Source organism: Arenimonas daejeonensis (genome assembly GCF_007993735.1).
In the GTDB taxonomy this organism is placed as follows: domain Bacteria; phylum Pseudomonadota; class Gammaproteobacteria; order Xanthomonadales; family Xanthomonadaceae; genus Arenimonas; species Arenimonas daejeonensis.
On sequence record NZ_CP042453.1, the window covers coordinates 2707101 to 2729620 of the forward strand.

The window sequence follows — 22520 nt, forward strand, 5'->3', positions numbered from 1 at the left end:
GCGCAATTCCGACAGCACCGGCACGAAAGCCGAGGCGAAGGAGCCCTCGGCGAAGATGCGCCGCAGGTAATTCGGTATCCGGTAGGCCACCGCGAAGGCATCCACAATGCCGCCGGCGCCGAACAGGTGGGCCTGGACCATGTCCCGGACGAAACCGGCGATCCGGGACAGCAGGGTCATGGCGCTGAACACCGCGGTGGACCGCAGCAGGCCGCCCCGGCTCACGCCCGCACCCCGGCAGGGTTCGGGGAATTGACTCAAGCCATTGAATCGCCCATAATTCCGGGTCTTTCTAGCTCCACCCCTCTTTCCCCGCCGGTTCCGAACACCGACCCGGCCACCAACCATCGATTTCAGGAGCCCTCCGTGGCCAACATCAAGTCCGCCAAGAAGCGCGCCAAGCAGACCCTCGTCCGCAACGCCCGCAATGTCAGCCATCGCTCCATGCTGCGCACTGCCGTGAAGAAGGTCCTCAAGGCGCTGGAAGCCAAGGACGCGCCGGCCGCCGAGGCCGCGTTCGCGACCGCCCAGCCGATCCTGGACCGTTATTCGGCCCGCGGCCTGATCCACAAGAACAAGGCTGCCCGCCACAAGAGCCGCATCTCCGCCCACATCAAGGCGCTGAAGCAGGCCTGATCCGGTCACACCGGAGGGTTGCAGCGAAAGGCCGGCGCAAGCCGGCCTTTCTGCTTTCCGGGTTCCGACGGACCGGCCGGCCCGGCACGTACCGGCCTGCCGCGCGCCCCGGCGCGCATCAGCCATTGCGGCTCATCTCCGCGCGGGCGGCGGCGTCTTCCGCCGCCTCCAGGGCCGCGGCCTTCTGGTCGTCGAAGAACTGCTGGATCTTGAGCACGATCGGCCAGGTGCCCTCGCGGCCGATGGCCGAGACCATGAACCAGGGCTCCTTCCAGTCCAGCTCCTTCACCAGCGCCTCGGCGCGGGCCTGACGCTCGTCCTCCGGCAGCAGGTCGGCCTTGTTGAGCACCAGCCAGCGCGGCTTTTCCAGCATGCCGGGATCGTACTTGCGCAGCTCGTTCTCGATCGCACGCACCTGGGTCGCCGGGTCCACGCCTTCGTCGAAGGGCGCCATGTCCACCAAGGTGCAGCAGCACGCGGGTGCGCTGCACGTGGCGCAGGAACAGGCTGCCGAGGCCGGCGCCGTCGGCCGCGCCCTCGATCAGGCCGGGGATGTCGGCGATGACGAAACTGCGGTCCATCTCGACGCTGACCACGCCCAGGTTGGGGTACAGCGTGGTGAACGGATAGTCGGCCACCTTCGGCGTCGCGGCCGAGACGGCGCGGATGAAGGTGGACTTGCCGGCATTCGGGAAACCGAGCAGGCCGACGTCGGCCAACAGCTTGAGTTCGAGCCGGATCTCGCGCTCTTCGCCCGGGGTACCGGTGCCGGCCTTGCGCGGCGCGCGGTTGACCGAGCTCTTGAAGTGCACGTTGCCCTTGCCGCCGATGCCGCCCTGGGCCACCAGCAGGCGGCCACCGTGTTCGGTCAGGTCGCCGATGATCTCGTCGGTCTCGACGTTGATGACCTCGGTGCCGATCGGCACGCGGATGACGATGTCGTCGCCGGCCTTGCCGAAAGCCTGGCGGCCCATTCCGCTCTGGCCGCTCTGGGCGCGGAACTGGCGCTGGTGGCGGAAGTCGATCAGCGTGTTGAGGTTCTCGTCGGCTTCGAGCCAGACGCTGCCGCCATTGCCACCGTCGCCGCCGTCGGGACCGCCGAGCGGGATGAACTTCTCGCGACGGAAACTGATGCAGCCATTGCCGCCCTTTCCGGCGTACACCATGATCTGGGCTTCATCGACGAATTTCACAGGCAGGTCCCTGGCGGGGGCGCGAGGCCGTCCGCCGCGATTGTGGGCCGTCCGCGTCGCGCCGTGAAGGGCGCGGGCCGCGGTGGCCGGGGTTCAGAAACGAAAAGCCCCGCCGAAGCGGGGCCCTTCAAGCCGGTCCGGGCTGGCCTCAGGCCGCCGGGACGACGCTCACGGTGCGGCGCTTCTTCGGGCCCTTCACGGAGAAGTCGACGACGCCGTCGACCAGCGCGAACAGCGTGTGGTCGCGGCCGAGGCCGACACCCATGCCCGGGTGGAACTCGGTGCCACGCTGGCGGACGATGATGTTGCCCGCTTCGATGGCCTGGCCGCCGTAGATCTTGACGCCCAGGTACTTCGGGTTGGAGTCGCGGCCGTTGCGCGACGAGCCTACGCCTTTTTCTGTGCCATGACGAATGCTCCTCTTGCTTAGCCGGCGATGCCGGTGATTTCGATTTCGGTGAAGTACTGCCGGTGGCCCATCTGCTTGCGATGGTGCTTACGACGGCGGAACTTGACGATGCGGACCTTGTCGAGGCGGCCGTGCGACTTGATGGTGGCGGTGACCTTGGCGCCCGAAACGTTCGGGGTGCCGACGGTGACCTTCTCGCCGTCGCCGATCATCAACACGGAGTCGATGTCGAAGCTCTTGCCTTCCTCGAGGTCGATCTTCTCGACCTTCAGGGTCTCGCCCTGCATAACGCGGTATTGCTTACCGCCGGTAACGATGACTGCGTACATGACCGGGATTCCTCTGTAGTTATTTTGGTCAAACCTGCCCCGCGGTCACGGGACAGAAGCGGAATTCTAGGGGAAACAGGCCTTTACGGTCAATCGCCTGCTGACTTTCCGCCCCGTGACCAGACGACCGGGGCTGCCCGCCCTCGCGGGGAGCGTCAGGCGACTGGACCGGGAAACGGGCTGGCGGATCGGAAAACTTACGTCCAAACCATTGACCAGACAGGTTTTTGTTTCGCCCCGAAGCAGGGTCACAGCCTGCCGACGAGGCCCTGCTAAACTGCCCGGCTGCCCCCTCCGGAGCCTCTCCCAGGCGCATGGACACGATCCGAATCCGCGGTGCCCGTACCCACAACCTGAAGAACATCGACCTGGACCTGCCCCGGGACCGGCTGATCGTCATCACCGGCCTGTCCGGGTCCGGCAAGTCCTCCCTGGCCTTCGACACCATCTACGCCGAGGGCCAGCGCCGCTACGTCGAATCCCTGTCGGCCTATGCCCGGCAGTTCCTGAGCGTGATGGAAAAGCCCGACGTGGACCACATCGAGGGCCTTTCGCCGGCCATCTCGATCGAGCAGAAGTCCACCTCGCACAACCCGCGTTCGACCGTCGGCACCATCACCGAGGTCTACGACTACCTGCGCCTGCTGTTCGCCCGCGTTGGTACCCCGCGCTGTCCGGACCACCACTACCCGCTCGAAGCCCAGACCGTCGGCCAGATGGTGGACCAGGTGCTGGCCCTGCCCGAGGACCGCCGCTACATGCTGCTGGCCCCAGTGATCCGCGAGCGCAAGGGCGAACACGCCCAGGTGTTCGACCAGCTGCGCGCCCAGGGTTTCGTGCGCGTGCGCGTCAATGGCGTGCTGCACGAGCTCGATTCGGTGCCGGCGCTGGCGCTGCGCCAGAAGCACACCATCGAAGCCGTGATCGACCGTTTCAAGCCGCGCGCCGAGCTCAAGCAGCGCCTGGCCGAAAGTTTCGAGACCGCACTCAAGCTCGGCGACGGCCTGGCCCAGGTCCAGGACCTGGACGACGAGACCGCCGCGCCGCTGCTGTTCTCGTCCAAGTTCAGCTGCCCGGTCTGCGATTACGCCCTGCCCGAGCTCGAGCCGCGCCTGTTCTCGTTCAACTCGCCGGTGGGCGCCTGCCCGAGCTGCGACGGCCTGGGCATCACCCAGTTCTTCGATCCCTCGCGCGTGGTCGTGCATCCCGAGCTGAGCCTGGCCGCGGGCGCCGTGCGCGGCTGGGACCGCCGCAACGCCTACTACTTCCAGCTGATCGCCTCGCTGGCCAAGCACTACGGCTTCGACCCCGACACGCACTGGCAGGAGCTGAGCGAACAGGTGCGCCAGGCCGTGCTGTACGGCAGCGGCGAAGAGATCATCACCTTCACCTACCTCACCGAATCCGGCGGCCGCACCCAGCGCAAGCACAAGTTCGAGGGCATCGTGCCCAACCTCGAGCGACGCTACCGCGAAACCGAATCGCAGGTGGTGAAGGAAGAGCTGGCCAAGTTCATCTCCGACCGTGCCTGCCCCGACTGCGGCGGCGCGCGCCTGAACCGTTCGGCCCGCAACGTCTTCGTGGCCGAACGCAACCTCTCGCAGATCACCCAGCTGCCGGTGGACGAGTCGCTGGCCTTCTTCTCCGACCTGACCCTGCCCGGCTGGCGCGGCGAGATCGCCGCCAAGATCGTCAAGGAAATCCGCGATCGCCTGCGTTTCCTGGTGGATGTCGGCCTCGACTACCTGACCCTGGAGCGCAAGGCCGACAGCCTGTCCGGCGGCGAAGCCCAGCGCATCCGCCTGGCCTCGCAGATCGGCGCCGGCCTGGTCGGCGTGATGTACGTGCTGGACGAGCCTTCCATCGGCCTGCACCAGCGCGACAACGAGCGCCTGCTCGGCACCCTCACCCGGCTGCGCGACCTCGGCAACACCGTCATCGTGGTCGAACACGACGAGGATGCGATCCGCCTGGCCGACCACATCGTCGACATCGGGCCCGGCGCCGGCGTGCACGGCGGCGAAGTGGTGGCCCAGGGCAGCTATGCCGACGTGCTGAAGGCGCCGCGCTCGATCACCGGCGCCTACCTGTCGGGCAAACGCCGCATCGAGATCCCGAAGAAGCGCCACAAGCCCAACCCGAAGATGTCGCTCAGGCTGCTGGGCGCCAGCGGCAACAACCTCAAGGACGTGGACCTGACGATCCCGGCCGGGCTGTTCACCTGCATCACCGGCGTGTCCGGTTCGGGCAAGTCCACGCTGATCAACGACACGCTCTACCACCTGGCCGCGAACGAGCTCAACGGCGCCTCGCACACGCCGGCGCCGCACCGCGAGATCGTCGGCATGGAGCTGTTCGACAAGGTCGTGGACATCGACCAGTCGCCGATCGGCCGCACGCCACGCTCCAACCCGGCCACCTATACCGGCCTGTTCACGCCGCTGCGCGAACTGTTCGCGCAGGTGCCGGAAGCGCGCGCCCGCGGTTATTCGCCGGGCCGTTTCAGCTTCAACGTGCGCGGAGGCCGCTGCGAGGCCTGCCAGGGCGATGGCCTGATCAAGGTCGAGATGCACTTCCTGCCCGATGTCTACGTGCCCTGCGACGTCTGTCACGGCAAACGCTACAACCGCGAGACGCTGGAGATCCACTACAAGGGCTACAGCGTGCACGACGTGCTGGAGATGACGGTCGAGGATGCGCTCAAGCTGTTCGAGCCGGTACCGACCCTGGCCCGGAAGCTCGAGACGCTGGTGGACGTCGGCCTGAGCTACATCAAGCTCGGCCAGTCGGCGACCACGCTGTCGGGCGGTGAGGCGCAACGCGTCAAACTGTCGAAGGAACTCAGCCGCCGCGACACCGGCCGCACGCTCTACATCCTCGACGAACCGACCACCGGCCTGCACTTCCACGACATCGAACACCTGCTGGCCGTGCTGCACAAGCTGCGCGACGACGGCAACACCATCGTCGTGATCGAACACAACCTGGACGTGATCAAGACCGCCGACTGGGTGATCGACCTCGGTCCCGAGGGTGGCCACCGTGGCGGCCAGATCCTGGCCGAAGGCACGCCGGAGGACCTGGCGGCGGTTCCGGGTTCGCACACCGGCCGTTTCCTGGCCAAGCTGCTGGCGCCCGCCGCGCCGGCCAAGCGGAAGAAGAGCGCATGAGCCACGTGGTCTACACCTGGACATCGAAGCGCGCTGGCGCGACATGGACGCCTTCAACCATGTCAACAACGCCAGTTACCTCGGCTATGTCGAAGAAGCACGCGTGCGCTGGTTCAAGTCACTCAGCACCGACTGGGCCGGCGAAACCGCCGCACCCGTCATGGCGTCGGTGACGATGAACTACCGGCGCCCGGCGGTATGGCCGGAAACACTGCGCATCGAGCTGATCGCCGAGCGCACCGGCAACAAGAGCCTGACCTGGGCCACCGCATCGTCGCCGCCGGCTCGGCGGACACGCTGTATTGCGATGGCCACACCGTGCTGGTCTGGATCGACCGCAGCGGCCAATCCGTGTTGCTGCCGGAGAACGTGCGCGCAGCCTGCGCCGTCGGTTAAGGCGCCTCGCGCCGCACCGGCACTTCGGCGTAGAGCCGGCGGCCGTCGGCCAGCACCAGACGCAAGCGCGCGGTATCGCCTTCAGCCAGCGGGCGCAGCGGTTTCATCAGCATCAGGTGCAGGCCATTGGGTTCGAATCGCAGTTCGCCGCCAGCGGGAACCTGCAGCTTGCCCGCGGGCCGCATCCGGCTGACGCCATCCACCTGTTCGGTGCGGTGGATCATCGGCATGCCGAAATCGAGGCTCTCGACATCCACCACGTCCACGGCCATGGCGCACGGATTGCGCAGCACCAGGTAACCGGCCAGCGTGCTGGCACCCGGCGGCGCGGCACGCACCCAGGCTTTTTCGATCAGAGGGACACAGTCGGTCTCAGCCCCAACGGCGGCTGAAGACGAAAGGGCAAGCATCAACCCCATGGAAAGGCGCAGTACGTTCATGGGCCTATGATAATCCCACGCGCCCCAGGAGTTCCGCATGACCCGTACCCTGCTTGCCGTCGCCTTCGCTTCCCTGTTCGCCGCCCCGGCCCACGCCGCGGCATCCCGCCTCACCATCTACAGCGGCGACTACGACGCCGTGGTGCAGTCCGAGGCGATGCCTGGCGGCCCGGGCTTCGCGCTGTTCGACTCCACGCTTGGTTTCGACCTGCGCAAGGGCGAAAACCGCGTCAGCCAGGGCGGCCTGCCGACGGCGCTCGACGCCAGCTCGGTGCGCCTGAAGCCGCGCGGCAACGCCAGCGTGCGCGGCCAGCGTTTCGACTTCGCGATCGCCGGCCAGGACGAACTGCTGCGCCGCTCCATCGGCCAGACCGTGACCGTCGAACAGTCCAGCGGCGGCAACCGCCAGAGCCATACCGGCGTGCTGATGGCGGCCGGCAACGGCCTCACGCTGCGCCTGCCCGACGGCCGGGTGAAGGTGCTGTCGGAATATTCCAGCTTCGAGCTGCCGGTGCTGCCCGAGGGCATCGTCAACGAACCCACGCTGACCTGGGACATCGCCGGCACCGGCCGCCAGGAATTCGACCTGGCCTACGCCACCGCCGGCCTGGCGTGGCGTGCCGAATACCAGGGTGGACCTGGCCGGACAGGCCAAGGCCTGCCGCATGGACATCGACGGTGCGGCGATGGTGGCCAACCGTTCGGGCGCCGATTTCAACGGCGTGGCGCTGACGCTGGTTGCCGGGCAGCCGAACCGCGCGCCGGCTTCCGGGCCGATGCAGGCCAAGGGCTACGCACGCGCCGAAATGATGGTGGCGGATGCCGCCGCCCCGGCCCCGGTCGCTTCCGGCGAATACCACGCCTACCGCATGCCAGGCAGCGCCAATCTGCCCCAGGGCAGCGTGCAACGGCTGCCGCTCATCAACCCCGCGCGCGGCGTCGCCTGCGAGCGCCGCTACGAAACACGTTCGCAGATGGGCGACTGGCGTCCGCCCTACCCGCTGATCGACGCCGGCTTCAATTCCGGAACCAGTGCACATGAGGTGATCGCCAGCCTGCAGTTCGAGAACCGCAAGACCGACGGCCTCGGCGTACCGCTGCCGGCCGGCCGCGTGCGCGTGTTCGACGGCGGTGACCTGCTGGGCGAAGCCACGCTCGGCCACACGCCGGCGAACGCCCGCACCACGCTGGACCTGGGCACCGTGTTCGACCTGACCACCGAACGCACGCGCGATGATTTCCGCCTGGACCGCACCGGCCGCACGATGGAAGAGCGTGTCTCGATCATCGTCCGCAACGCCAAGCCCGAAGCCGCCACCGTGCACGTGGTCGAGCAGATGACGCGCTGGAGCGACTGGGAAATCGTGTCCAGCACCGTGCCGGCGGGCAAGCGCGATGCCCAGACCGCCGCGTTCGCCCTGACCGTGCCTGCGGGCGGCACGGCGAAAGTGACCTACACGGTGCGGTATCGTTGGGCTCCCGACGTCCAGATTCCCTGAGGCCCGCATGAGCATCGAACTGCACCGCCACGGCGACATCCACGAGATCCGCCTGGCCCGCCCGCCGGTCAATGCGCTGACGCCGGAGCTGCTGCTGGCGCTGCGCACGGCGGTGCAGGCGGCGCCTTCGGAAGGCGCGCGCGGCATCGTGCTCACCGGCGGCACGCAGATCTTCTCGGCCGGCATGGACGTGCCGCACCTGATGGGCCTGGACCGGGCGGGCCTGAAGGCCGGCTGGTCCACGCTGTTTGCCGCCGCGCGCGCCATTGCCGGCTCGCGGGTGCCGGTGGTGGCCGCGATCGGCGGTCACAGCCCGGCCGGCGGCTGCGTGCTGGCGTTGTGCTGCGACTACCGCATCATGGCGCGCGGTCCCTTCCGCATCGGCCTGAACGAGGTGCAGGTGGGCCTGGTGGCGCCGGACTCGATCCAGCACCTGATGCGGCGCGTGGTCGGCACCTATCGCGCCGAACGCCTGCTGGTCGCTGGCGCCCTGGTCGAGGCGGAGCAGGCCCATGCGATCGGCCTGGTCGATGAACTCACCGAGGCCGAAGGGGTCGTCACCCGCGCCGTGCGCTGGCTCGAGGAACTTCTGGCGCTGCCGTCGGGCGCCATGCTGGCCAGTCGCGACATCGCCCGGGCCGATGCGGTCGCCGCACTGGAGGCCTTCCAGGACGACCAGCTCGATGCCTTCATCGAAGACTGGTATGCGCCCGGCACCCAGGCCGCTCTGCAGGCCCTGGTGGCGCGACTCAAGAAGTGAACGCCGCGACACCCCTGAAATGTTTCGTTATGGTCATGCTGCTGGGACTGCTTGCGGCCTGCGCCGAACCCGTGCCACCCGCCTTCGCCGACTACGTCGGCCACTGGCGCGGCGACGGCATGCGGCTGGTGATCCGCGCCGACGGCCATGCCGACTACGACCGGGTGCAGGCGCAGCGCCGGGTCTCGATCGAAGGCAATGTGCACAGCTTCGACGATGACGGCTTCCGCATCGGCGTGGGGCCGCTGAGCGCCGATTTCGATGTGCAGCGCGGACCGCACCTGGACAACGGCCGCTGGCGCATGACGGTGGACGGGGTCGAGCTGACGCGCGTGGACATCCTGCCGGTCGAAAGCGGCCAGGACAGCCTGAGGTTGTGATCAGGCGCCGGTCGCCACCGGCCGCGAGGCGTCGCTGACCCAGCCGCTCCACGACGCCGCATGGATGCGCGCGCCAGCAAGGCCCGCATGTTCCATCGCCAGCAGGTTGTGGCAGGCGGTCACGCCGGAGCCACAGCCGAGCACGACTTCGCGCGGATCGCGCCCTCCCATCAGCCGTTCGAAGTCGGCACGCAGGGCCCCGGGCGCACGGAAGCGACCGTCCGCCAGGTTGTCGGTGTAGGGGCGGTTGCGGGCGCCGGGCACATGGCCCGCGACCGGATCCAGCGGTTCGATTTCGCCACGGAAACGTTCCGGCGCACGTGCGTCCAGCAACCAGCCTGGCGCGTCGTGAAGGCGCGTCCGCACCTCGTCGGTGCCGGCCACCTGCGCCATGTCGAAGTCGCCCTCGTAGGCACCCGCCTTGGGCGTCGGCGGCACGGTCTCCAGCGGCAGGCCCAGCGCGGTCCAGCGCGCGAAACCGCCGTCCAGCACCGCCACGCGCCGGTGCCCCAGCAGCCGCAGCAGCCACCAGAAACGCGCGGCGGCCATGGCGCCGTCGCCCGCGTCGTAGGCCACGACCTGCGAGGCCGGCGTGATGCCGAGTCGCACCAGCACCGCGCGGAAATCGGCAGCTTCGGGCAAAGGGTGGCGCCCGAGCGATGCCGGCTTGCAATGGTCGGAAAGATCGCGATCCAGATGCGCGTGCCCCGCGCCCGGAAGATGCGACACCTGCCAGGCGCGTTCGCCGGCGCCGGGATCGGCACCGGCCAGTACATGGCGGCAATCCACCACGACCAGTGACGGGTCGCCGTACGCGGCGGCCAGGTCCTCGGCGGAAACCAGCGTGGTCCAGTTCATGGGGCCTGCTCCAGGCGGTGGCGGAAGTTCACCAGCATCGCGGCGGTCGCGCCCCAGATGCGGTGGTTGCCGTAACGGTACTCCAGCAGGCGCCGGCGCCGGCCCTGCCAGTCCACGTCCAGCTCGTGCACGTTGGCCGGGTCGAGCAGAAAACCCAGCGGCACCTCGAAGGCCTCCGCCACTTCCGATGGATCCAGTCGCGGCACATAGTCCCCCGTCACCGTCGCCACCACGGGATAGACATGGAAGCCGGTGATGGTGACGAACGGATCCAGGTAACCGAGCGGCGAGGACAGCGACGCGGCCAGGCCGACTTCCTCCTGCGCCTCGCGCAGCGCGGCGGCCACCGGGTCGGCGTCATCGGCCTCGATGCGGCCACCGGGAAAACTGATCTGGCCGGCGTGCAGGCGCAGCGCTTCCGTGCGGCGGGTGAGCAGCACGCGTGGCCCATCGGCGCGGGCGACCAGCGCGACCAGCACGGCGGCCGGACGCAACAGGGTGCCCGCAGGCAACAGATCGGCAAGTTCGGAATGGTTCCAGCCCGGCCCGGGCGGCGGCTGGGCGAGCGGATGCAGCGCGCGGGGCAGGCGTTCGAACGGATCGAACGGCGGCGTCACACCCGCTGCGCCTCGCGTCGCGGCAGCACCACTTCCATCAGGTGCAGGCGCTCGTCGTCGTTCATCTGCGGCCACCGGGCGATTTCGGCGGTAGTGCGCAGGCAGCCTTCGCACAAGCCCGCGAGGTCGAGGGAACAAACCCCGACGCAAGGACTGAGCACCGCACGGAAAGGACTGCTGTTCATGGCTCCGGACACGAAACCGCCGCGCCGGGGAGACCCGGCGCGGCGGCAGTGTGTGCTTACTTGACGCTGACCAGCTTGATGTCGAACACTGGGCCTGGCCCGGGCCGACCGGCGAACGCGGGTCGTTGCCGAAAGCCTTCTCGGCCGGCAGGAAGACTTCCCAGCGCGCGCCCGTCGGCATCATCACCAGGGCTTCGCGCACGCCCATGATCGGGAACTCGCTGACCTTGAAGCTGGCCGGGGTCGGATTCTGCTGGGCGTAGGTGTTGGCGAACTCCTGGCCGCTGGAAACCGAGCCGCGGTAGTGCATCTGCACCGTGCTGGCCGTGGTCGGCTTGGCGCCGGCACCCGGCTCGATCACGCGGTACTGCAGGCCGTTGGGCAGGGTGGTGACACCCGGCTTGGCGCGGTTGGCGGCAAGGAAGGCGTCGGACTTGGCCTTGTTCTCGCGCGCCACGCGCTCGAACTCGGCGCGGGCCTGGCCGACCATGCGCTGCTGCAGGCCGCTCAGCTGGGCGTCCATCTGCTCCTGCGGGTGGGCCGGCGCCTTCTTGGCGAAACCGTCCTGCAAGGCGCGGATCACCGCATTGATGTCTACATCGACGTTCTGCTGCGCCAGGTCCTTGCCCAGGTCGTAGCCGATCGCATAGCTCAACACCGGCTTGTTGACCGGCGCCGGGGCCGGCTGGGCCTGCGGAGCCGAAGCCGGGGCGGTCTGGGCCAGGGCAACGCCGGCGCTCAGACCAAGGGCCGCCAGACTGGCAGCCAACAGACGCAACTTCATCAGGAATCTCCAGTTGTGGATGCGGGGACCATGTGGGGCCCCAAAGGCCGCGCTAGGATAGCCCCCGCACGGCTGAACCGCTACTGACATCAGCCAGTGCCGGCGTCGGACCCGTACGGGCGGCCGAAGTTCATTCATCCACGGAGTTCCCATGGCTTTCAGCAACCTGCTGGTCGAGGACAGCGGCGCCATCCGGCGCATCACGCTCAACCGTCCCGACAAGCTCAACGCGCTCAACCACGCCACCCTGACCGAACTGCATGCCGCCTTCGAGGCCGCCGGCACCGATGCCGATATCCGCGTGGTGGTATTGACCGGCGCCGGCCCCAAGGCCTTCGTGGCCGGCGCCGACATCGCCGAGATGAGCGGCCTGAGCCCGGTCCAGGCGCGCGACTTCTCCCGCCACGGCCAGCGCCTGATGAGCCGGATCGAACAGCTGGGCAAACCCGTGCTGGCCATGGTCAATGGTTTCGCCCTGGGCGGCGGCCTGGAGCTGGCCATGGCCTGCCACCTGCGCATCGCCGCCGACACCGCGAAACTGGGCCAGCCCGAGGTCAACCTGGGCCTGATCCCCGGTTTCGGCGGCTCCCAGCGCCTGCTGCGGCTGGTCGGCCGCGGCGCCGCGCTGGAACTGTGCCTGCTGGGCGCCCCGATCGACGCCACCCGCGCCGCCCAGCTCGGCCTGGTCACCCGGGTGGTGCCGGCCGACCAGTTGGAGACCGAAACCCAGAAGTTGGCGGAACAGTTGGCCGCCGCGGCGCCGCAAGCCCTGCGCGGCGTGCTGGACACCGTGCTGACCGGCGGCGAGGCGCCCCTGGAGGCGGGCCTGGACTACGAAACCCAGGCCTTCGCGCTGGCCTTCTCCACCGAGGACATGAAGGAAGGCACCGGCGCCTTCCTGGCCCGGCGCAAGCCGCAGTTCACGGGCCGCTGAGGCGCGGACCGGCGCCATGCGCCCGCAGCGCTTCCACGGCGGACTGAGGCTGGCGGGCCACAAGGCCGAGTCCAGCGCCGACGGCCTGCGGCCCTGCCCGCCACCGGCGCGGCTGCGGGTGCCATTGCTGCAGCACGCCGGCCGCGCCGCCGAAGCCTGCGTCGCCGTCGGCGAACGGGTGCGGCGCGGGCAATGCATCGGCCGCGCCGAGGGCGAGTACAGCGCCGACGTGCACGCACCGTGCGCGGGCCGGATCCAGGCCATCGAATCCGGCGAGTCGCCCGCTTTCCCGGGGCAGCGCGTGGTCGAAGTCTGGATTGATGTGGAAGGCGACGGCGTCACGACGCTGCCGCCACTCGACTGGACCCTCGCCTCCCCGGAAACACTGCGCGAGCGCATCCGCGAAGCCGGCATCGTCGGCCTCGGCGGTGCCGGCTTCCCGACCGCAGAAAAACTCTCGGCCTGCCGCGAGCGCCTGGTGCTCAACGGCGCCGAATGCGAGCCCTGGATCGCCTGCGACGACGCCCTGCTGCGCGCCCACGCCGACGAAGTGGTGCTGGGCGGCCGTCTGCTGGCGCGCGCCACCGGCGCCGCACGCGTGCAGCTGGCGGTCGAGGACAGCATGACCGCCGCGCTCGAAGCCTGCCGCGCGGCGCTGGCCGGACACGGCGCCGGCGAGGTCGAACTGGCGGTCGTGCCGACGATCTATCCCGAAGGCGGCGAACGCCAGCTGATCCAGGCGCTCACCGGCCGCGAGGTGCCACGCGGCGGCTTGCCGCGCGACCTGGGCGTGATCGTGCAGAACGTCGCCACCGCGCGTGCGGCCTGGCGTGCGGTGACGCTGGGCGAAACGCTGACCGAACGCATCGTCACCGTCACCGGTCCGGGCGTGGCGAACCCGGGCAATTACGTCGTGCCGCTGGGCACGACGGTTTCGCACCTGGTCGAACAGGCCGGCGGCTACACGCCCGATGCCGCCCGCCTGCTGCTGGGCGGACCCATGATGGGCCTGGCGCTGCCGCACGACGACGTGCCGGTGGGCAAGACCCACAACTGCGTGCTGGTGCAGACCGCCGCCGAGGTCGCGGCCGAAACGCTTGAACCCGAGATGCCCTGCATCCGCTGCGGCGACTGCGCGCCGGTCTGCCCGGCCCGGCTGCTGCCGCAGCAACTGCTCTGGCAGGTGCGCGCCGAACGGCCGGAGCGCGCTGCCGACCAGGGCCTGTTCGACTGCATCGAATGTGGCTGCTGCGACCTGGCCTGCCCCAGCCACATCCCGCTGACCGCGCACTTCCGCCACGCCAAGGGCGAACAGCGTGCGCGCGCCGCCGAAACCGCCCGTGCCCTGGCGGCGCGCGAACGCCATGAATCGCGCCAGCAGCGCCTGGAGCGCGAAGCCGCCGAACGCGTCGAACGGGATGCCGCGCGACGCCGCAACGCCGCCAGCCCCGACGCGGTGGCCGCGGCGCTGGAACGCGCCCGCGCCAAACGCGCCGCACCGGGCGAACCAGGGGCGGGCGCGTGAAAACCTTCGACACCGCCAGCGCCCCGCACCTGCCGCCGAAGCGCAACGTGCGCACGGTGATGGGCCTGGTGCTGCTGGCTCTGGCACCGGGCGTGCTGGCGCACGGCTGGTTCTTCGGTCCGGGCATCGCCATCCAGATCGTATTGGCGACCTTGTTCGCGCTCGGTTTCGAAGCCGCGATGCTCAGGCTGCGCGGCCGCCCGCTGCGGCCCTTCCTCACCGACCTGAGCGCGCCGCTGACCGCGGTGCTGTTCGCGCTGTCGGTGCCGCCGCTGGCGCCGTGGTGGATCGCGGCGATCGGCATGGCCGCGGCGATCATCCTGGCGAAACATCTCTACGGCGGACTGGGCCACAACCTGTTCAACCCGGCGATGGCCGGCGTGGCGGTGGTGCTGCTGTGTTTCCCGCGCGAATTCACCCAATGGCTGCCGCCGGCCGGACTGGATCCGTCTATCGGTCTGCCCGGCTTGGGCGACAGCCTGCGCGTGGTCTTCACCGGCGTGCTGCCGGCGCCCTGGGGGCTGGGACACCATCGCCCAGGCCACGCCGCTGGACACGGTGCGCACGCTGGCCGGCCAGAGCGCCACGCTGGCGGAGATCCGGCACGACCCGCTGTTCGGCGATTTCGGCGGCCGCGGTTGGGAATGGGTGGCCAACTTCTTCGCGTTGGGCGGCTTTTTTCCTGCTCTGGAAGCGGGTCATACCCTGGCAGGTACCGGTGGCGACCCTGGGCACGGTGATCCTGCTCACCCTGCCCTTCTGGCTGTACGACCCCGACCTGCACCCGTTCCCGCTGCAGCACGTGTTTTCCGGCGCACTGGTGCTGGGCGCGTTTTTCATCGCCACCGACCCGGTCAGCGGCTGCACCACGCCGCGCGGGCGGCTGGTGTTCGGCATCGGCGTGGCCGTGCTGACGCTGCTGATCCGCCGCTGGGGCGCCTTTCCCGACGGCGTCGCTTTCGCCGTGCTGCTGATGAACTGCGCGGCGCCCTGGATCGACCTGCACACGCGTCCGCGCATCTACGGCGAAGGCCGGTCGCCATGAACGGCACCGCGCGAGAACCGCTGCGCGCCGCCGCCCAGCTCGGCCTGGCCGGTCTGCTGGCGGCACTGCTGCTGGCCGGCACCTGGGTGCTGACCCGCGAACACATCGTCGCCGCCGAACACCACGCGCAGATGGCGGCACTGGAAATCGTGCTGCCGTCCACGCGTTACGACAACGACCTGGTGGCCGACAGCGTGCAGGTGCACGCCGAAGCCTGGCTGGGCCTGGACACGGCGACCGTGCACCGCGCGCGCCTGGCGGGCGAACCCAGCGCGCTGGTGCTGCAGGTTTCGGCGCCGGACGGTTATGCCGGCCCGATCCGCCTGCTGGTCGCCGTCGCGCAGGATGGCCGCGTGCTCGGCGTGCGTGTCACCGGCCACCAGGAAACGCCGGGCCTGGGCGATGACATCGAAGTGGAACGAAGCGACTGGATCACCCGCTTCACCGGCCGCGCGCTGGGCGACCCGCCCGCGGACCAGTGGGCGGTGCGCCGTGACGGCGGCCATTTCGACCAGTTCGCCGGCGCCACCGTCACCCCGCGCGCGGTGGTGCGTGCGGTGAAACGCTGCCTCGCTTTCGTCGCCCGCCACGGCGACGAACTCAGGGCCGCACCGGCCGGCGCTACACTGCGCTTCGACACCGCCCCCGACGACACCGCCCCGCGATGAGCGCCACCACGCCCCGCGCGATCCTCGAATACGGCCTGGCCAGCGGCAATACCGGCCTGGTGCAGCTGCTGGGCCTGTGCCCGTTGCTGGCGGTCAGCAACAACGCCGTCAACGCGCTCGGCCTGGGCCTGGCGACGGTGCTGGCGCTGACCCTGACCAATGCCTCGGTGTCGCTGCTGCGGCGGCTGACCGGGCGCGACGTGCGCATCCCCGCCTTCGTGATGATCATCGCCGCGGTGGTGACCTCGATCGAACTGGGCCTGCGCGCCTGGCTGCCGGAACTGCATGCGGTGCTCGGCCTGTTCATCCCGCTGATCGTCACCAACTGCGCGCTGATGGGGCGCGCCGAGGCCTTCGCGTCGCGGCACGACCCGGCGCGCGCCGCGCTGGACGGTTTCGCCATCGGCCTGGGTTTCCTCTGGGTGCTGCTGGTGATCGGCGTGGTGCGTGAGCTGCTGGGCGAAGGCAGCCTGTTCGCCGGGGCCGGCCGCCTGCTCGGCCTGCCCGGCCTGGAGCTGGCGGCGGCGGGTTATCCGGGTTTCCTGCTGGCGGTGCTGCCGATCGGCGCCTTCCTTGGTGCTCGCCGGCCTGATCGCGCTGCGCCAGGGCTGGCGGCAGCGGCGCGGGACCGCCGCATGAAGCCGGCGCAGCGCCGCGAACTGTTCGCCCGCCTGGCCGAACTCAATCCGCACCCGAAGACCGAACTCGAATACCGCACGCCCTTCGAACTGCTGGTGGCGGTGACGCTGTCCGCCCAGGCCACCGACGTGGGCGTGAACAAGGCCACGCGCAAACTCTTCCCGGTCGCCGATACGCCGGAAAAATCCTCGCGCTGGGCGAGGACGGCCTCAAACGCCACATCTCGACGATCGGGCTGTACAACGCCAAGGCCGCCAACATCATCGCCGCCTGCCGGATCTTGGTGGAAAAACACGGCAGCGTGGTGCCGCAGGACCGCGAATCGCTGGAGGCCCTGCCCGGCGTCGGGCGCAAGACCGCCAACGTGGTGCTCAATACCGCCTTCCGCCAGCCGACCATGGCGGTGGACACCCACATCTTCCGGGTCGCCAACCGCACCGGCCTGGCGCCGGGCAAGACCGTGCGCGCGGTCGAGGACAAACTGCTCAAGTCGGTGCCGCCCGAGTACCTGATGGATGCGCACCACTGGCTGATCCTGCACGGCCGCTACGTCTGCAAGGCCCGCAAACCCGACTGCCCGCAGTGCGTGATCCGCGACCTGTGCGCTTACCGCGACAAGACGCCAGCCGACGATGAAGTCCCCGCCAAAACAAACGCCCCCGGTCCGGAGACCGGGGGCGCGAAGTCCGCCAGACCGCGGCGGGTGCAGCCTTAGAACGCGAACTGGGCGCGCACGGCGTACTGCGCGGTTTCGTCGCCCGTGACCTCGTTGTCGCCCTGGGTGTAGTTGAACATGAAGCGCAGGTTCGAGTTCACGTAGTAGTTCATGCCCAGGATCATCGACTCGGCCTCGGTGTTGAACAGGTCCTTGTTCTCGATGTGGTCGTAACGCGCGGTCAGCTCCCACAGGCCCTTGTCGGTGACCTTGGGCGAACCGAACACGCCGGTCTGCGGCTTGTAGATCTTCTGGCCGCCATTAAGCATCCAGCTGCCCTGGATGTAATAGGTCTCGACTTCCTGGTCGCCGCCGATCGGCTGGCCGTAGCTGGCGTTGGCGTACTCGGACTGGAAGAACAGCGGACCGAACTGGCCGGCCGCTTCCAGGCCAAAGGTATCCACCTGGTTGCGGCTGGCGCCGGTGGTGGTGGCGATCAGCTGCGACGGACCGCGACGGCCCGCGTAGTTGACGCTGGCGGCCAGGTCGGCCGAACCCTGGTTGGCGTCCTCATGGCTGGCCGAGGCGCCCAGGTGGAAGGTCTGGGTGCCGCTCATGATCGGCGCCCAGGTGGCGCGGCCGGACACGCCCATGCCCTCGTTGCGGGGGCCCGAAGCACCACGCAGGTTGAACACGGACACGCCGGCGCTGTAGTTGCGGCCGCCGTACAGATAACCCAGGCCCTGCTGGAACTGGCGGCCGCTGTAGATGCCGGTGGCGGAGGCGAACGGGCGCTCCATCATCAGGATCTCGTTCGAGCTGGTCAGTTCTTCCATCGAGCGATAGGGCTTGAAGTGACCGATGGTCAGCTTGCCCAGGCCGAAGGCCTTGGCGATGTAGAGGTCGCGCAGGCCGTCGAGATTGGTGCCGGCGGCGAAGTCCTGCTCCATCTTGTATTCCCAGCCCATTGCGGTGCCGGACAGGGTCAGGCGGGCGCGACGGAATTCGGAGGTGCCGGTGGTCGCGGCCAGATCGCGGTCAAAGGCGTAGATGTCACCGTGTATGCGACCACCGATCTGGGCCGAGAACTGGCCGTCGGGCGAGGTCACCTTGATGCCGCCCTTGGTCTCGACCTTGGGCTGGGTGGCGGCCTGGGCCTTCAGGGCCTCGGCGGTGTCGACGTTGATGCCGGACTGGGCTTCGTCGCGGGCTTCGAGTTCATCGATGCGGCCCATCAGGGCGGCCACCTGGGCCTTGAGCTCGGCGATTTATGGGACGAGGCTTCCGCGGCGACGGCGACGTCGGGGCTGAGGCCGGTGAGTGCGACCGCGAGGGCGGCGGCCAGGGTGGTCAGACGCATGGTGGAACTCCTTGGAAATGTGATGACGCGGCACCGGTGCATGGCCGGATCAACGGCCCCTGCCCCGGTCCGTTACGGGGCTGTTAAGCGAGCACAGGCTGCACCGGTTTCATTACCGCCAGTTGTGAGTTTCATGACAGCCGCGTGACCGGTGTCCGCAGGCTTACGGACGCGACTGTCACACGGTTGTCATGTTTGAGAAACAGGCTTGTCACCCAAGCGTCCTGTAATGGCCGCCATCGGAGGCCCCCTCCGACGCCGTCCATCCATCCGAGGAGTCGTTCCGTGCTCAAGTCCTTCAAGCGCAACCTGGCCACCCTGGCCCTGGCCGCCAGCCTCACCACCGCCGCCCAGGCCGCCGACATCACCGGTGCCGGCGCGACCTTCGTGTTCCCGGTCATGTCCAAGTGGTCGGCCGACTACAACACCGCCACCGGCCACCGCATCAACTACCAGTCCATCGGCTCGGGCGGCGGCATCGCCCAGATGAAGGCCAACACGGTGGACTTCGGTTCGTCCGACGCCCCGCTCAAGCCCGAGGACCTGGCGGCGTCCAACATGATCCAGTTCCCGCTGGTCATGGGCGGCATCGTGCCGGTCGTGAACCTGGCCGGCGTGGCGCCGGGCCAGATCAAGTTCACCGGCCCGCTGCTGGCCGACATCTACCTGGGCAAGGTCACCAAGTGGAACGACCCGGCCATCGCCACGGTCAACCCGGGCCTGGCCCTGCCGGACCAGCGCATCACCGTCGTGCACCGCTCGGACGGTTCGGGCACCACCTTCAACTACGTCAACTACCTGTCCAAGGTCAGCCCGGAGTGGAAGACCAAGGTCGGCGAAGGCACCTCGGTGCGCTGGCCGGTGGGCGTGGGTGGCAAGGGCAATGAAGGCGTCACCGCGTACGTGAAGCAGATCAAGGGTTCGATCGGCTACATCGAACTGTCCTACGCGCTGACCAACAAGGTCGCCTACGGCCAGCTGCAGAACGCCGCGGGCAACTTCATCACCCCGTCCAACGAGTCGATCCAGGCCGCGGCCGCCAGCGCCGAGTGGAGCAAGTCCAAGGACTTCTTCCTGGTGATCACCAATGCCCCGGGCGAGGCCTCCTGGCCGATCACCGCCACCAACTTCGCCCTGCTGTCGAAGAAGCCGAAGAACGTGGAGAACAACCGCCACGCCCGCGAGTTCTTCGCCTGGGCCTACGCCAACGGCGCCCAGCAGGCCACCGACCTCGGCTACGTGCCGCTGCCGGCCCCGCTGGTACAGCAGATCGAGGCCTACTGGGCCAAGTCGCTGACCAAGTAAGGCTGCTCTAGACTGGCCGCGCGCGCCCTCCGGCGCGCGCGGCTGTTTCCGCCCCCGACGGGGCGTCAACGCCGAGTACGACTGAATGCACAGTCCCGCCGCCAACGCCGACACCGCGCCGCGATCCCTGGACGGGATCGGCGACTGGGTGTTCCGCAACATCGTCGCGATCGCCGGCTGGTTCGTGCTGATCACGCTGTTCCTGGCCGCGTTCTCGATGTACTGGGGCGGCCGCGAGGCCTTCGGCGAATTCGGCTGGGGCTTCCTGACCTCGACCGACTGGGACCCGGTGCAGGAAAATACGGCGCCGCCGTCGCGATCTACGGCACCGTCGTCACCACCCTGATCGCCATGATCATCGCCGTGCCGGTCAGCTTCGGCATCGCCCTCTTCCTCACTGAGGTGGCACCGGCCTGGATCCGGCAGCCGCTCGGCGCCGCCATCGAACTGCTGGCCGGCATTCCCTCGATCATCTACGGCATGTGGGGCCTGTTCGTGCTCGCGCCGATCCTGGGCAACCACGTCTATCCTGGATCGACGAAACCATCGGACCCTGGCCGGTGCTGGGCGCGCTGTTCCGCGGCCCGCCGCTGGGCATCGGCATGCTCACCGCCGGCATCGTGCTGGCGATCATGGTCATCCCCTTCATCTCCTCGGTGATGCGCGAGGTTTTCCTGACCGTGCCGACGCGCCTGAAGGAATCGGCCTACGCGCTGGGTTCGACCACCACCGAAGTGGTCTGGGACATCGTGCTGCCCTACACCCGCTCGGCGGTGATCGGCGGCATCTTCCTGGGCATGGGCCGCGCGCTGGGCGAGACCATGGCCGTCACCTTCGTGCTGGGCAACGCGCACCGCATCAGCGCCTCGCTGCTGGAACCCGGCAACTCGATCGCCGCCAGCATCGCCAACGAATTCGCCGAAGCGACCACGCCGATGTACCAGTCGGCGCTGCTGGCGCTGGGCTTCCTGCTGTTCGTGGTCACCTTCATCGTCCTGGCCATCGCCAAGCTCATGCTCATGCAGCTCAAGAAGAGGGAAGGCAAGTGATGTCCGTCGTCGCCGACCGCCTGTTCCTCAAGCGCCGCATCATCAACGGCCTGTCCCTGGTGCTGTCCGGCGCCGCGGCCATCTTCGGCCTGTTCTGGCTGGTCTGGATCCTGTGGACCACGTTCACCAAGGGCGTGGACGCGATGAGCCTGCAGCTGTTCACCGAGATGACTCCGCCCCCGGGCCAGGACACCGGCGGCCTGCTCAATGCCATCGTCGGCAGCCTGCTGATCAGCGCTCTGGCCGTGCTGCTGGGCGCGCCGATCGGCGTGGCCGCGGGAACCTACCTGGCCGAATACGTCAACCACCGCGTGCTGGGCGAGGTGATCCGCTTCGTCAACGACATCCTGCTGTCGGCGCCGTCGATCGTGCTGGGCCTGTTCGTGTACACCCTGGTGGTGCGGACCACCGGCGGATTCTCGGGATTCGCAGGTGCCATCGCCCTGGCGTTCATCGTGCTGCCTGTGGTGGTGCGCACCACTGACGAGATGCTGCAGCTGGTGCCGACCCAGATGCGCGAAGCGGCCCTGTCGCTGGGCATCCCGCAGTGGAAGGTCACCACCCAGATCCTCTACCGCGCCGCCGCACCCGGCATCCTGACCGGCGTGCTGCTGGCGCTGGCGCGCATCAGCGGCGAAACCGCGCCGCTGCTGTTCACCGCCTTCAACAACCAGTACTGGAACACGGACATGACGGCGGCGGTGCCCAACCTGCCGGTCACCATCTTCCAGTTCGCGCTCAGCCCGTTCGAATACTGGAACCAGCTGGCCTGGGCCGGCGCCTTCCTGATCACGGTGTTCGTGCTGCTGGTCAGCATCACCGCCCGCTTTTTCCTGCTTCGCAAGAAGATGAGCCATGACTAACGCCCATTCGATCGCCATCAACACGGCCGTTCCGGTCGCCGCCGAACTGTCGCCGCGCTCGGCGAAGCTGTCGGCGCGCAACCTCGCCTTCCATTACGGCGATTTCACCGCGCTCAAGGAAATCAACCTCGACGTTCCCGAGAAGCGCGTCACCGCGCTGATCGGCCCGTCCGGCTGCGGCAAGTCCACGCTGCTGCGCATCTTCAACCGCATCTACTCGATCTACCCGGGCCAGCGCGCCAGCGGCGAGGTGATCCTGGACGGCGAGAATATCCTCGACCCGAAGTACCCGCTCAACAAGCTGCGCAGCAAGATCGGCATGGTGTTCCAGAAGCCGGTTCCGTTCCCGATGTCCATCTACGACAACATCGCCTACGGCATCGGCCACTACGAGAAGCTGTCGCGTTCGGCGATGGACGACCGCGTGGAAGAGGCGCTGCGCCAGGCGGCGCTGTGGGACGAGGTCAAGGACAAGCTCAAGCAGAACGCGCTGGGCCTGTCCGGCGGCCAGCAGCAGCGCCTGTGCATCGGCCGCGCGGTGGCGCTCAAGCCCGAGGTGATCCTGTTCGACGAGCCGACCTCGGCGCTGGACCCGATCGCCACCGGCAAGATCGAGCAGCTGATCGCCGAGCTCAAGCAGCACTTCACGATCCTGATCGTCACCCACAACATGCAGCAGGCGGCGCGCTGCTCGGACTACACGGCCTTCATGTACCTGGGCGAACTGGTCGAGCACGGCGTCACGTCCACCATCTTCACCAAGCCGACCAAGCAGCAGACCGAAGACTACATCACCGGCCGTTTCGGCTGAGCACAGGACG

Annotated in this window: 20 protein-coding genes and 9 pseudogenes; 18 read left to right on the forward strand and 11 right to left on the reverse strand. The window is 68.7% G+C overall.

The genetic code is table 11. The features are described from left to right. Positions 1-51: 51 nt before the first annotated feature. Positions 52-438, reverse strand: a pseudogene (locus FRZ33_RS17370) (lipid II flippase MurJ); the annotation flags it as partial. On the opposite strand from FRZ33_RS17370, the gene rpsT reads away from it, so the two are divergent. Next, complete coding sequence (gene rpsT / locus FRZ33_RS13315; protein WP_146910192.1) at positions 367-636, forward strand: 30S ribosomal protein S20; 270 nt, start codon at positions 367-369, stop codon at positions 634-636. The pseudogene FRZ33_RS17370 and the gene rpsT sit on opposite strands and share 72 nt — an antisense overlap. Before the next feature lie 118 nt (positions 637-754). Here rpsT and cgtA read toward each other — a convergent pair. The 3 genes and pseudogenes from cgtA to rplU all read right to left on the reverse strand — a co-directional run bounded on the left by cgtA (position 755) and on the right by rplU (position 2567). Continuing rightward, positions 755-1829 (reverse strand): annotated as a pseudogene (gene cgtA, locus FRZ33_RS13320) (Obg family GTPase CgtA). Positions 1830-1977: 148 nt separating this feature from the next. Beyond that, entirely contained in the window at positions 1978-2244 is a 267-nt protein-coding gene (gene rpmA, locus FRZ33_RS13325) for a 50S ribosomal protein L27 (RefSeq protein ID WP_146910193.1), read from the reverse strand. Positions 2245-2255: 11 nt separating this feature from the next. Next, on the reverse strand, positions 2256-2567 hold the full coding sequence (rplU, locus tag FRZ33_RS13330) for a 50S ribosomal protein L21 (RefSeq protein WP_146910195.1): 312 nt from the start codon (positions 2565-2567) through the stop codon (positions 2256-2258). A gap of 314 nt (positions 2568-2881) precedes the next feature. On the opposite strand from rplU, the pseudogene uvrA reads away from it, so the two are divergent. The 3 genes and pseudogenes from uvrA to FRZ33_RS16505 all read left to right on the forward strand — a co-directional run. Beyond that, positions 2882-5734: pseudogene (uvrA, locus tag FRZ33_RS13335) on the forward strand (excinuclease ABC subunit UvrA); the annotation flags it as partial. A gap of 46 nt (positions 5735-5780) precedes the next feature. Further along, a pseudogene (locus tag FRZ33_RS17100) lies at positions 5781-5939 on the forward strand (acyl-CoA thioesterase); the annotation flags it as partial. After that, entirely contained in the window at positions 5936-6133 is a 198-nt protein-coding gene (locus tag FRZ33_RS16505) for an acyl-CoA thioesterase family protein (RefSeq protein WP_227978369.1), read from the forward strand. The pseudogene FRZ33_RS17100 and the gene FRZ33_RS16505, both read left to right, overlap by 4 nt. On the opposite strand, the gene FRZ33_RS15300 is transcribed toward FRZ33_RS16505, so the two are convergent. Both FRZ33_RS15300 and FRZ33_RS16510 read right to left on the reverse strand, forming a co-directional pair. Next, a complete protein-coding gene (locus tag FRZ33_RS15300) occupies positions 6130-6690 on the reverse strand; it encodes a copper chaperone PCu(A)C domain-containing protein (protein ID WP_146910198.1) in 561 nt (186 codons plus the stop codon). The genes FRZ33_RS16505 and FRZ33_RS15300 overlap by 4 nt on opposite strands. A gap of 12 nt (positions 6691-6702) precedes the next feature. Continuing rightward, the gene (locus FRZ33_RS16510; protein WP_146910200.1) at positions 6703-7131 is read right to left on the reverse strand and encodes a hypothetical protein; all 429 of its coding nucleotides are present in this window, start codon (positions 7129-7131) and stop codon (positions 6703-6705) included. Positions 7132-7259: 128 nt separating this feature from the next. Between FRZ33_RS16510 and FRZ33_RS13355 the strand changes: the two genes are divergently transcribed. From FRZ33_RS13355 to FRZ33_RS13365, 3 genes are read left to right on the forward strand one after another with little or no spacing between them, the layout of a single operon-like run. Continuing rightward, positions 7260-8072: a DUF4139 domain-containing protein gene (locus FRZ33_RS13355; RefSeq protein ID WP_265468780.1), complete on the forward strand. Its 813-nt coding sequence runs from the start codon at positions 7260-7262 to the stop codon at positions 8070-8072. 7 nt (positions 8073-8079) lie between these two features. After that, on the forward strand, positions 8080-8832 hold the full coding sequence (locus tag FRZ33_RS13360; RefSeq protein ID WP_146910204.1) for an enoyl-CoA hydratase/isomerase family protein: 753 nt from the start codon (positions 8080-8082) through the stop codon (positions 8830-8832). 29 nt (positions 8833-8861) lie between these two features. Further along, entirely contained in the window at positions 8862-9212 is a 351-nt protein-coding gene (locus tag FRZ33_RS13365; RefSeq protein ID WP_158637241.1) for a hypothetical protein, read from the forward strand. Here the strand turns inward: FRZ33_RS13365 and FRZ33_RS13370 are convergent, their stop codons facing one another. From FRZ33_RS13370 to FRZ33_RS13380, 3 genes and pseudogenes are all read right to left on the reverse strand, one after another. Further along, a complete protein-coding gene (locus tag FRZ33_RS13370; RefSeq protein WP_146910208.1) occupies positions 9213-10070 on the reverse strand; it encodes a sulfurtransferase in 858 nt (285 codons plus the stop codon). Continuing rightward, positions 10067-10872 (reverse strand): annotated as a pseudogene (locus tag FRZ33_RS13375) (CoA pyrophosphatase). Before FRZ33_RS13375 ends, FRZ33_RS13370 begins: the two are co-directional and overlap by 4 nt. A gap of 56 nt (positions 10873-10928) precedes the next feature. Next, positions 10929-11656 (reverse strand): annotated as a pseudogene (locus FRZ33_RS13380) (FKBP-type peptidyl-prolyl cis-trans isomerase N-terminal domain-containing protein). Between the two features lie 151 nt (positions 11657-11807). Here FRZ33_RS13380 and FRZ33_RS13385 point away from each other — a divergent pair. The 7 genes and pseudogenes from FRZ33_RS13385 to nth all read left to right on the forward strand — a co-directional run bounded on the left by FRZ33_RS13385 (position 11808) and on the right by nth (position 17182). Beyond that, positions 11808-12590, forward strand: coding sequence for an enoyl-CoA hydratase/isomerase family protein (locus FRZ33_RS13385; protein ID WP_146910210.1), 783 nt, complete (start codon positions 11808-11810; stop codon positions 12588-12590). A gap of 16 nt (positions 12591-12606) precedes the next feature. After that, positions 12607-14115 (forward strand): electron transport complex subunit RsxC, encoded by a 1509-nt coding sequence (rsxC, locus tag FRZ33_RS13390; protein WP_146910212.1) that lies wholly within the window; start codon positions 12607-12609, stop codon positions 14113-14115. Next, entirely contained in the window at positions 14112-14855 is a 744-nt protein-coding gene (locus tag FRZ33_RS16515) for an RnfABCDGE type electron transport complex subunit D (protein WP_227977899.1), read from the forward strand. The genes rsxC and FRZ33_RS16515 overlap by 4 nt, the downstream gene beginning before the upstream one ends. Beyond that, on the forward strand, positions 14834-15160 hold the full coding sequence (locus tag FRZ33_RS16520; protein ID WP_265468639.1) for an RnfABCDGE type electron transport complex subunit D: 327 nt from the start codon (positions 14834-14836) through the stop codon (positions 15158-15160). Before FRZ33_RS16515 ends, FRZ33_RS16520 begins: the two co-directional genes overlap by 22 nt. Further along, positions 15157-15828, forward strand: a complete 672-nt coding sequence (gene rsxG / locus FRZ33_RS13400; RefSeq protein WP_146910213.1) for an electron transport complex subunit RsxG — start codon at positions 15157-15159, stop codon at positions 15826-15828. The genes FRZ33_RS16520 and rsxG overlap by 4 nt, the downstream gene beginning before the upstream one ends. Further along, positions 15825-16394 (forward strand): annotated as a pseudogene (gene rsxE / locus FRZ33_RS13405) (electron transport complex subunit RsxE); the annotation flags it as partial. The gene rsxG and the pseudogene rsxE, both read left to right, overlap by 4 nt. A 69-nt stretch (positions 16395-16463) precedes the next feature. Further along, positions 16464-17182, forward strand: a pseudogene (gene nth, locus FRZ33_RS13410) (endonuclease III). Here the strand turns inward: nth and FRZ33_RS13415 are convergent. Beyond that, the gene (locus FRZ33_RS13415; protein WP_146910215.1) at positions 17179-18357 is read right to left on the reverse strand and encodes an OprO/OprP family phosphate-selective porin; all 1179 of its coding nucleotides are present in this window, start codon (positions 18355-18357) and stop codon (positions 17179-17181) included. The pseudogene nth and the gene FRZ33_RS13415 sit on opposite strands and share 4 nt — an antisense overlap. After that, on the reverse strand, positions 18357-18482 hold the full coding sequence (locus tag FRZ33_RS17105) for a hypothetical protein (protein ID WP_265468640.1): 126 nt from the start codon (positions 18480-18482) through the stop codon (positions 18357-18359). The genes FRZ33_RS13415 and FRZ33_RS17105 overlap by 1 nt, the downstream gene beginning before the upstream one ends. A gap of 285 nt (positions 18483-18767) precedes the next feature. Between FRZ33_RS17105 and pstS the strand changes: the two genes are divergently transcribed. From pstS to pstB, 4 genes and pseudogenes are all read left to right on the forward strand, one after another. Next, positions 18768-19787, forward strand: coding sequence for a phosphate ABC transporter substrate-binding protein PstS (pstS, locus tag FRZ33_RS13420; RefSeq protein WP_146910217.1), 1020 nt, complete (start codon positions 18768-18770; stop codon positions 19785-19787). Positions 19788-19872: 85 nt separating this feature from the next. Then, a pseudogene (pstC, locus tag FRZ33_RS13425) lies at positions 19873-20836 on the forward strand (phosphate ABC transporter permease subunit PstC). Beyond that, positions 20836-21699, forward strand: a complete 864-nt coding sequence (gene pstA / locus FRZ33_RS13430; protein WP_146910219.1) for a phosphate ABC transporter permease PstA — start codon at positions 20836-20838, stop codon at positions 21697-21699. The pseudogene pstC and the gene pstA overlap by 1 nt, the downstream one beginning before the upstream one ends. Beyond that, complete coding sequence (pstB, locus tag FRZ33_RS13435) at positions 21692-22510, forward strand: phosphate ABC transporter ATP-binding protein PstB (protein ID WP_146910220.1); 819 nt, start codon at positions 21692-21694, stop codon at positions 22508-22510. Before pstA ends, pstB begins: the two co-directional genes overlap by 8 nt. The last annotated feature ends 10 nt before the right edge of the window (positions 22511-22520 follow it).

Excerpts from the sequence above, each read along its gene's own strand:
- pstB (WP_146910220.1), top strand. The coding sequence starts at position 21,692 with ATGACTAACGCCCATTCGATCGCCATCAACACGGCCGTTCCGGTCGCC.
- FRZ33_RS13365 (WP_158637241.1), top strand. The coding sequence starts at position 8,862 with ATGGTCATGCTGCTGGGACTGCTTGCGGCCTGCGCCGAACCCGTGCCA.
- FRZ33_RS16510 (WP_146910200.1), bottom strand. The coding sequence starts at position 7,131 with ATGTCCCAGGTCAGCGTGGGTTCGTTGACGATGCCCTCGGGCAGCACC.
- rsxC (WP_146910212.1), top strand. The coding sequence starts at position 12,607 with ATGCGCCCGCAGCGCTTCCACGGCGGACTGAGGCTGGCGGGCCACAAG.
- FRZ33_RS15300 (WP_146910198.1), bottom strand. The coding sequence starts at position 6,690 with ATGGTGAGGCGGGATGCCGCGGCGTGGGCCGGGGCGGCGAACAGGGAA.
- FRZ33_RS17105 (WP_265468640.1), bottom strand. The coding sequence starts at position 18,482 with ATGCGTCTGACCACCCTGGCCGCCGCCCTCGCGGTCGCACTCACCGGC.
- rplU (WP_146910195.1), bottom strand. The coding sequence starts at position 2,567 with ATGTACGCAGTCATCGTTACCGGCGGTAAGCAATACCGCGTTATGCAG.
- pstA (WP_146910219.1), top strand. The coding sequence starts at position 20,836 with ATGTCCGTCGTCGCCGACCGCCTGTTCCTCAAGCGCCGCATCATCAAC.
- FRZ33_RS13370 (WP_146910208.1), bottom strand. The coding sequence starts at position 10,070 with ATGAACTGGACCACGCTGGTTTCCGCCGAGGACCTGGCCGCCGCGTAC.
- FRZ33_RS16505 (WP_227978369.1), top strand. The coding sequence starts at position 5,936 with ATGGCCGGAAACACTGCGCATCGAGCTGATCGCCGAGCGCACCGGCAA.
- FRZ33_RS13360 (WP_146910204.1), top strand. The coding sequence starts at position 8,080 with ATGAGCATCGAACTGCACCGCCACGGCGACATCCACGAGATCCGCCTG.
- rsxG (WP_146910213.1), top strand. The coding sequence starts at position 15,157 with ATGAACGGCACCGCGCGAGAACCGCTGCGCGCCGCCGCCCAGCTCGGC.
- FRZ33_RS13355 (WP_265468780.1), top strand. The coding sequence starts at position 7,260 with ATGGTGGCCAACCGTTCGGGCGCCGATTTCAACGGCGTGGCGCTGACG.
- FRZ33_RS13415 (WP_146910215.1), bottom strand. The coding sequence starts at position 18,357 with ATGGGCCGCATCGATGAACTCGAAGCCCGCGACGAAGCCCAGTCCGGC.
- FRZ33_RS13385 (WP_146910210.1), top strand. The coding sequence starts at position 11,808 with ATGGCTTTCAGCAACCTGCTGGTCGAGGACAGCGGCGCCATCCGGCGC.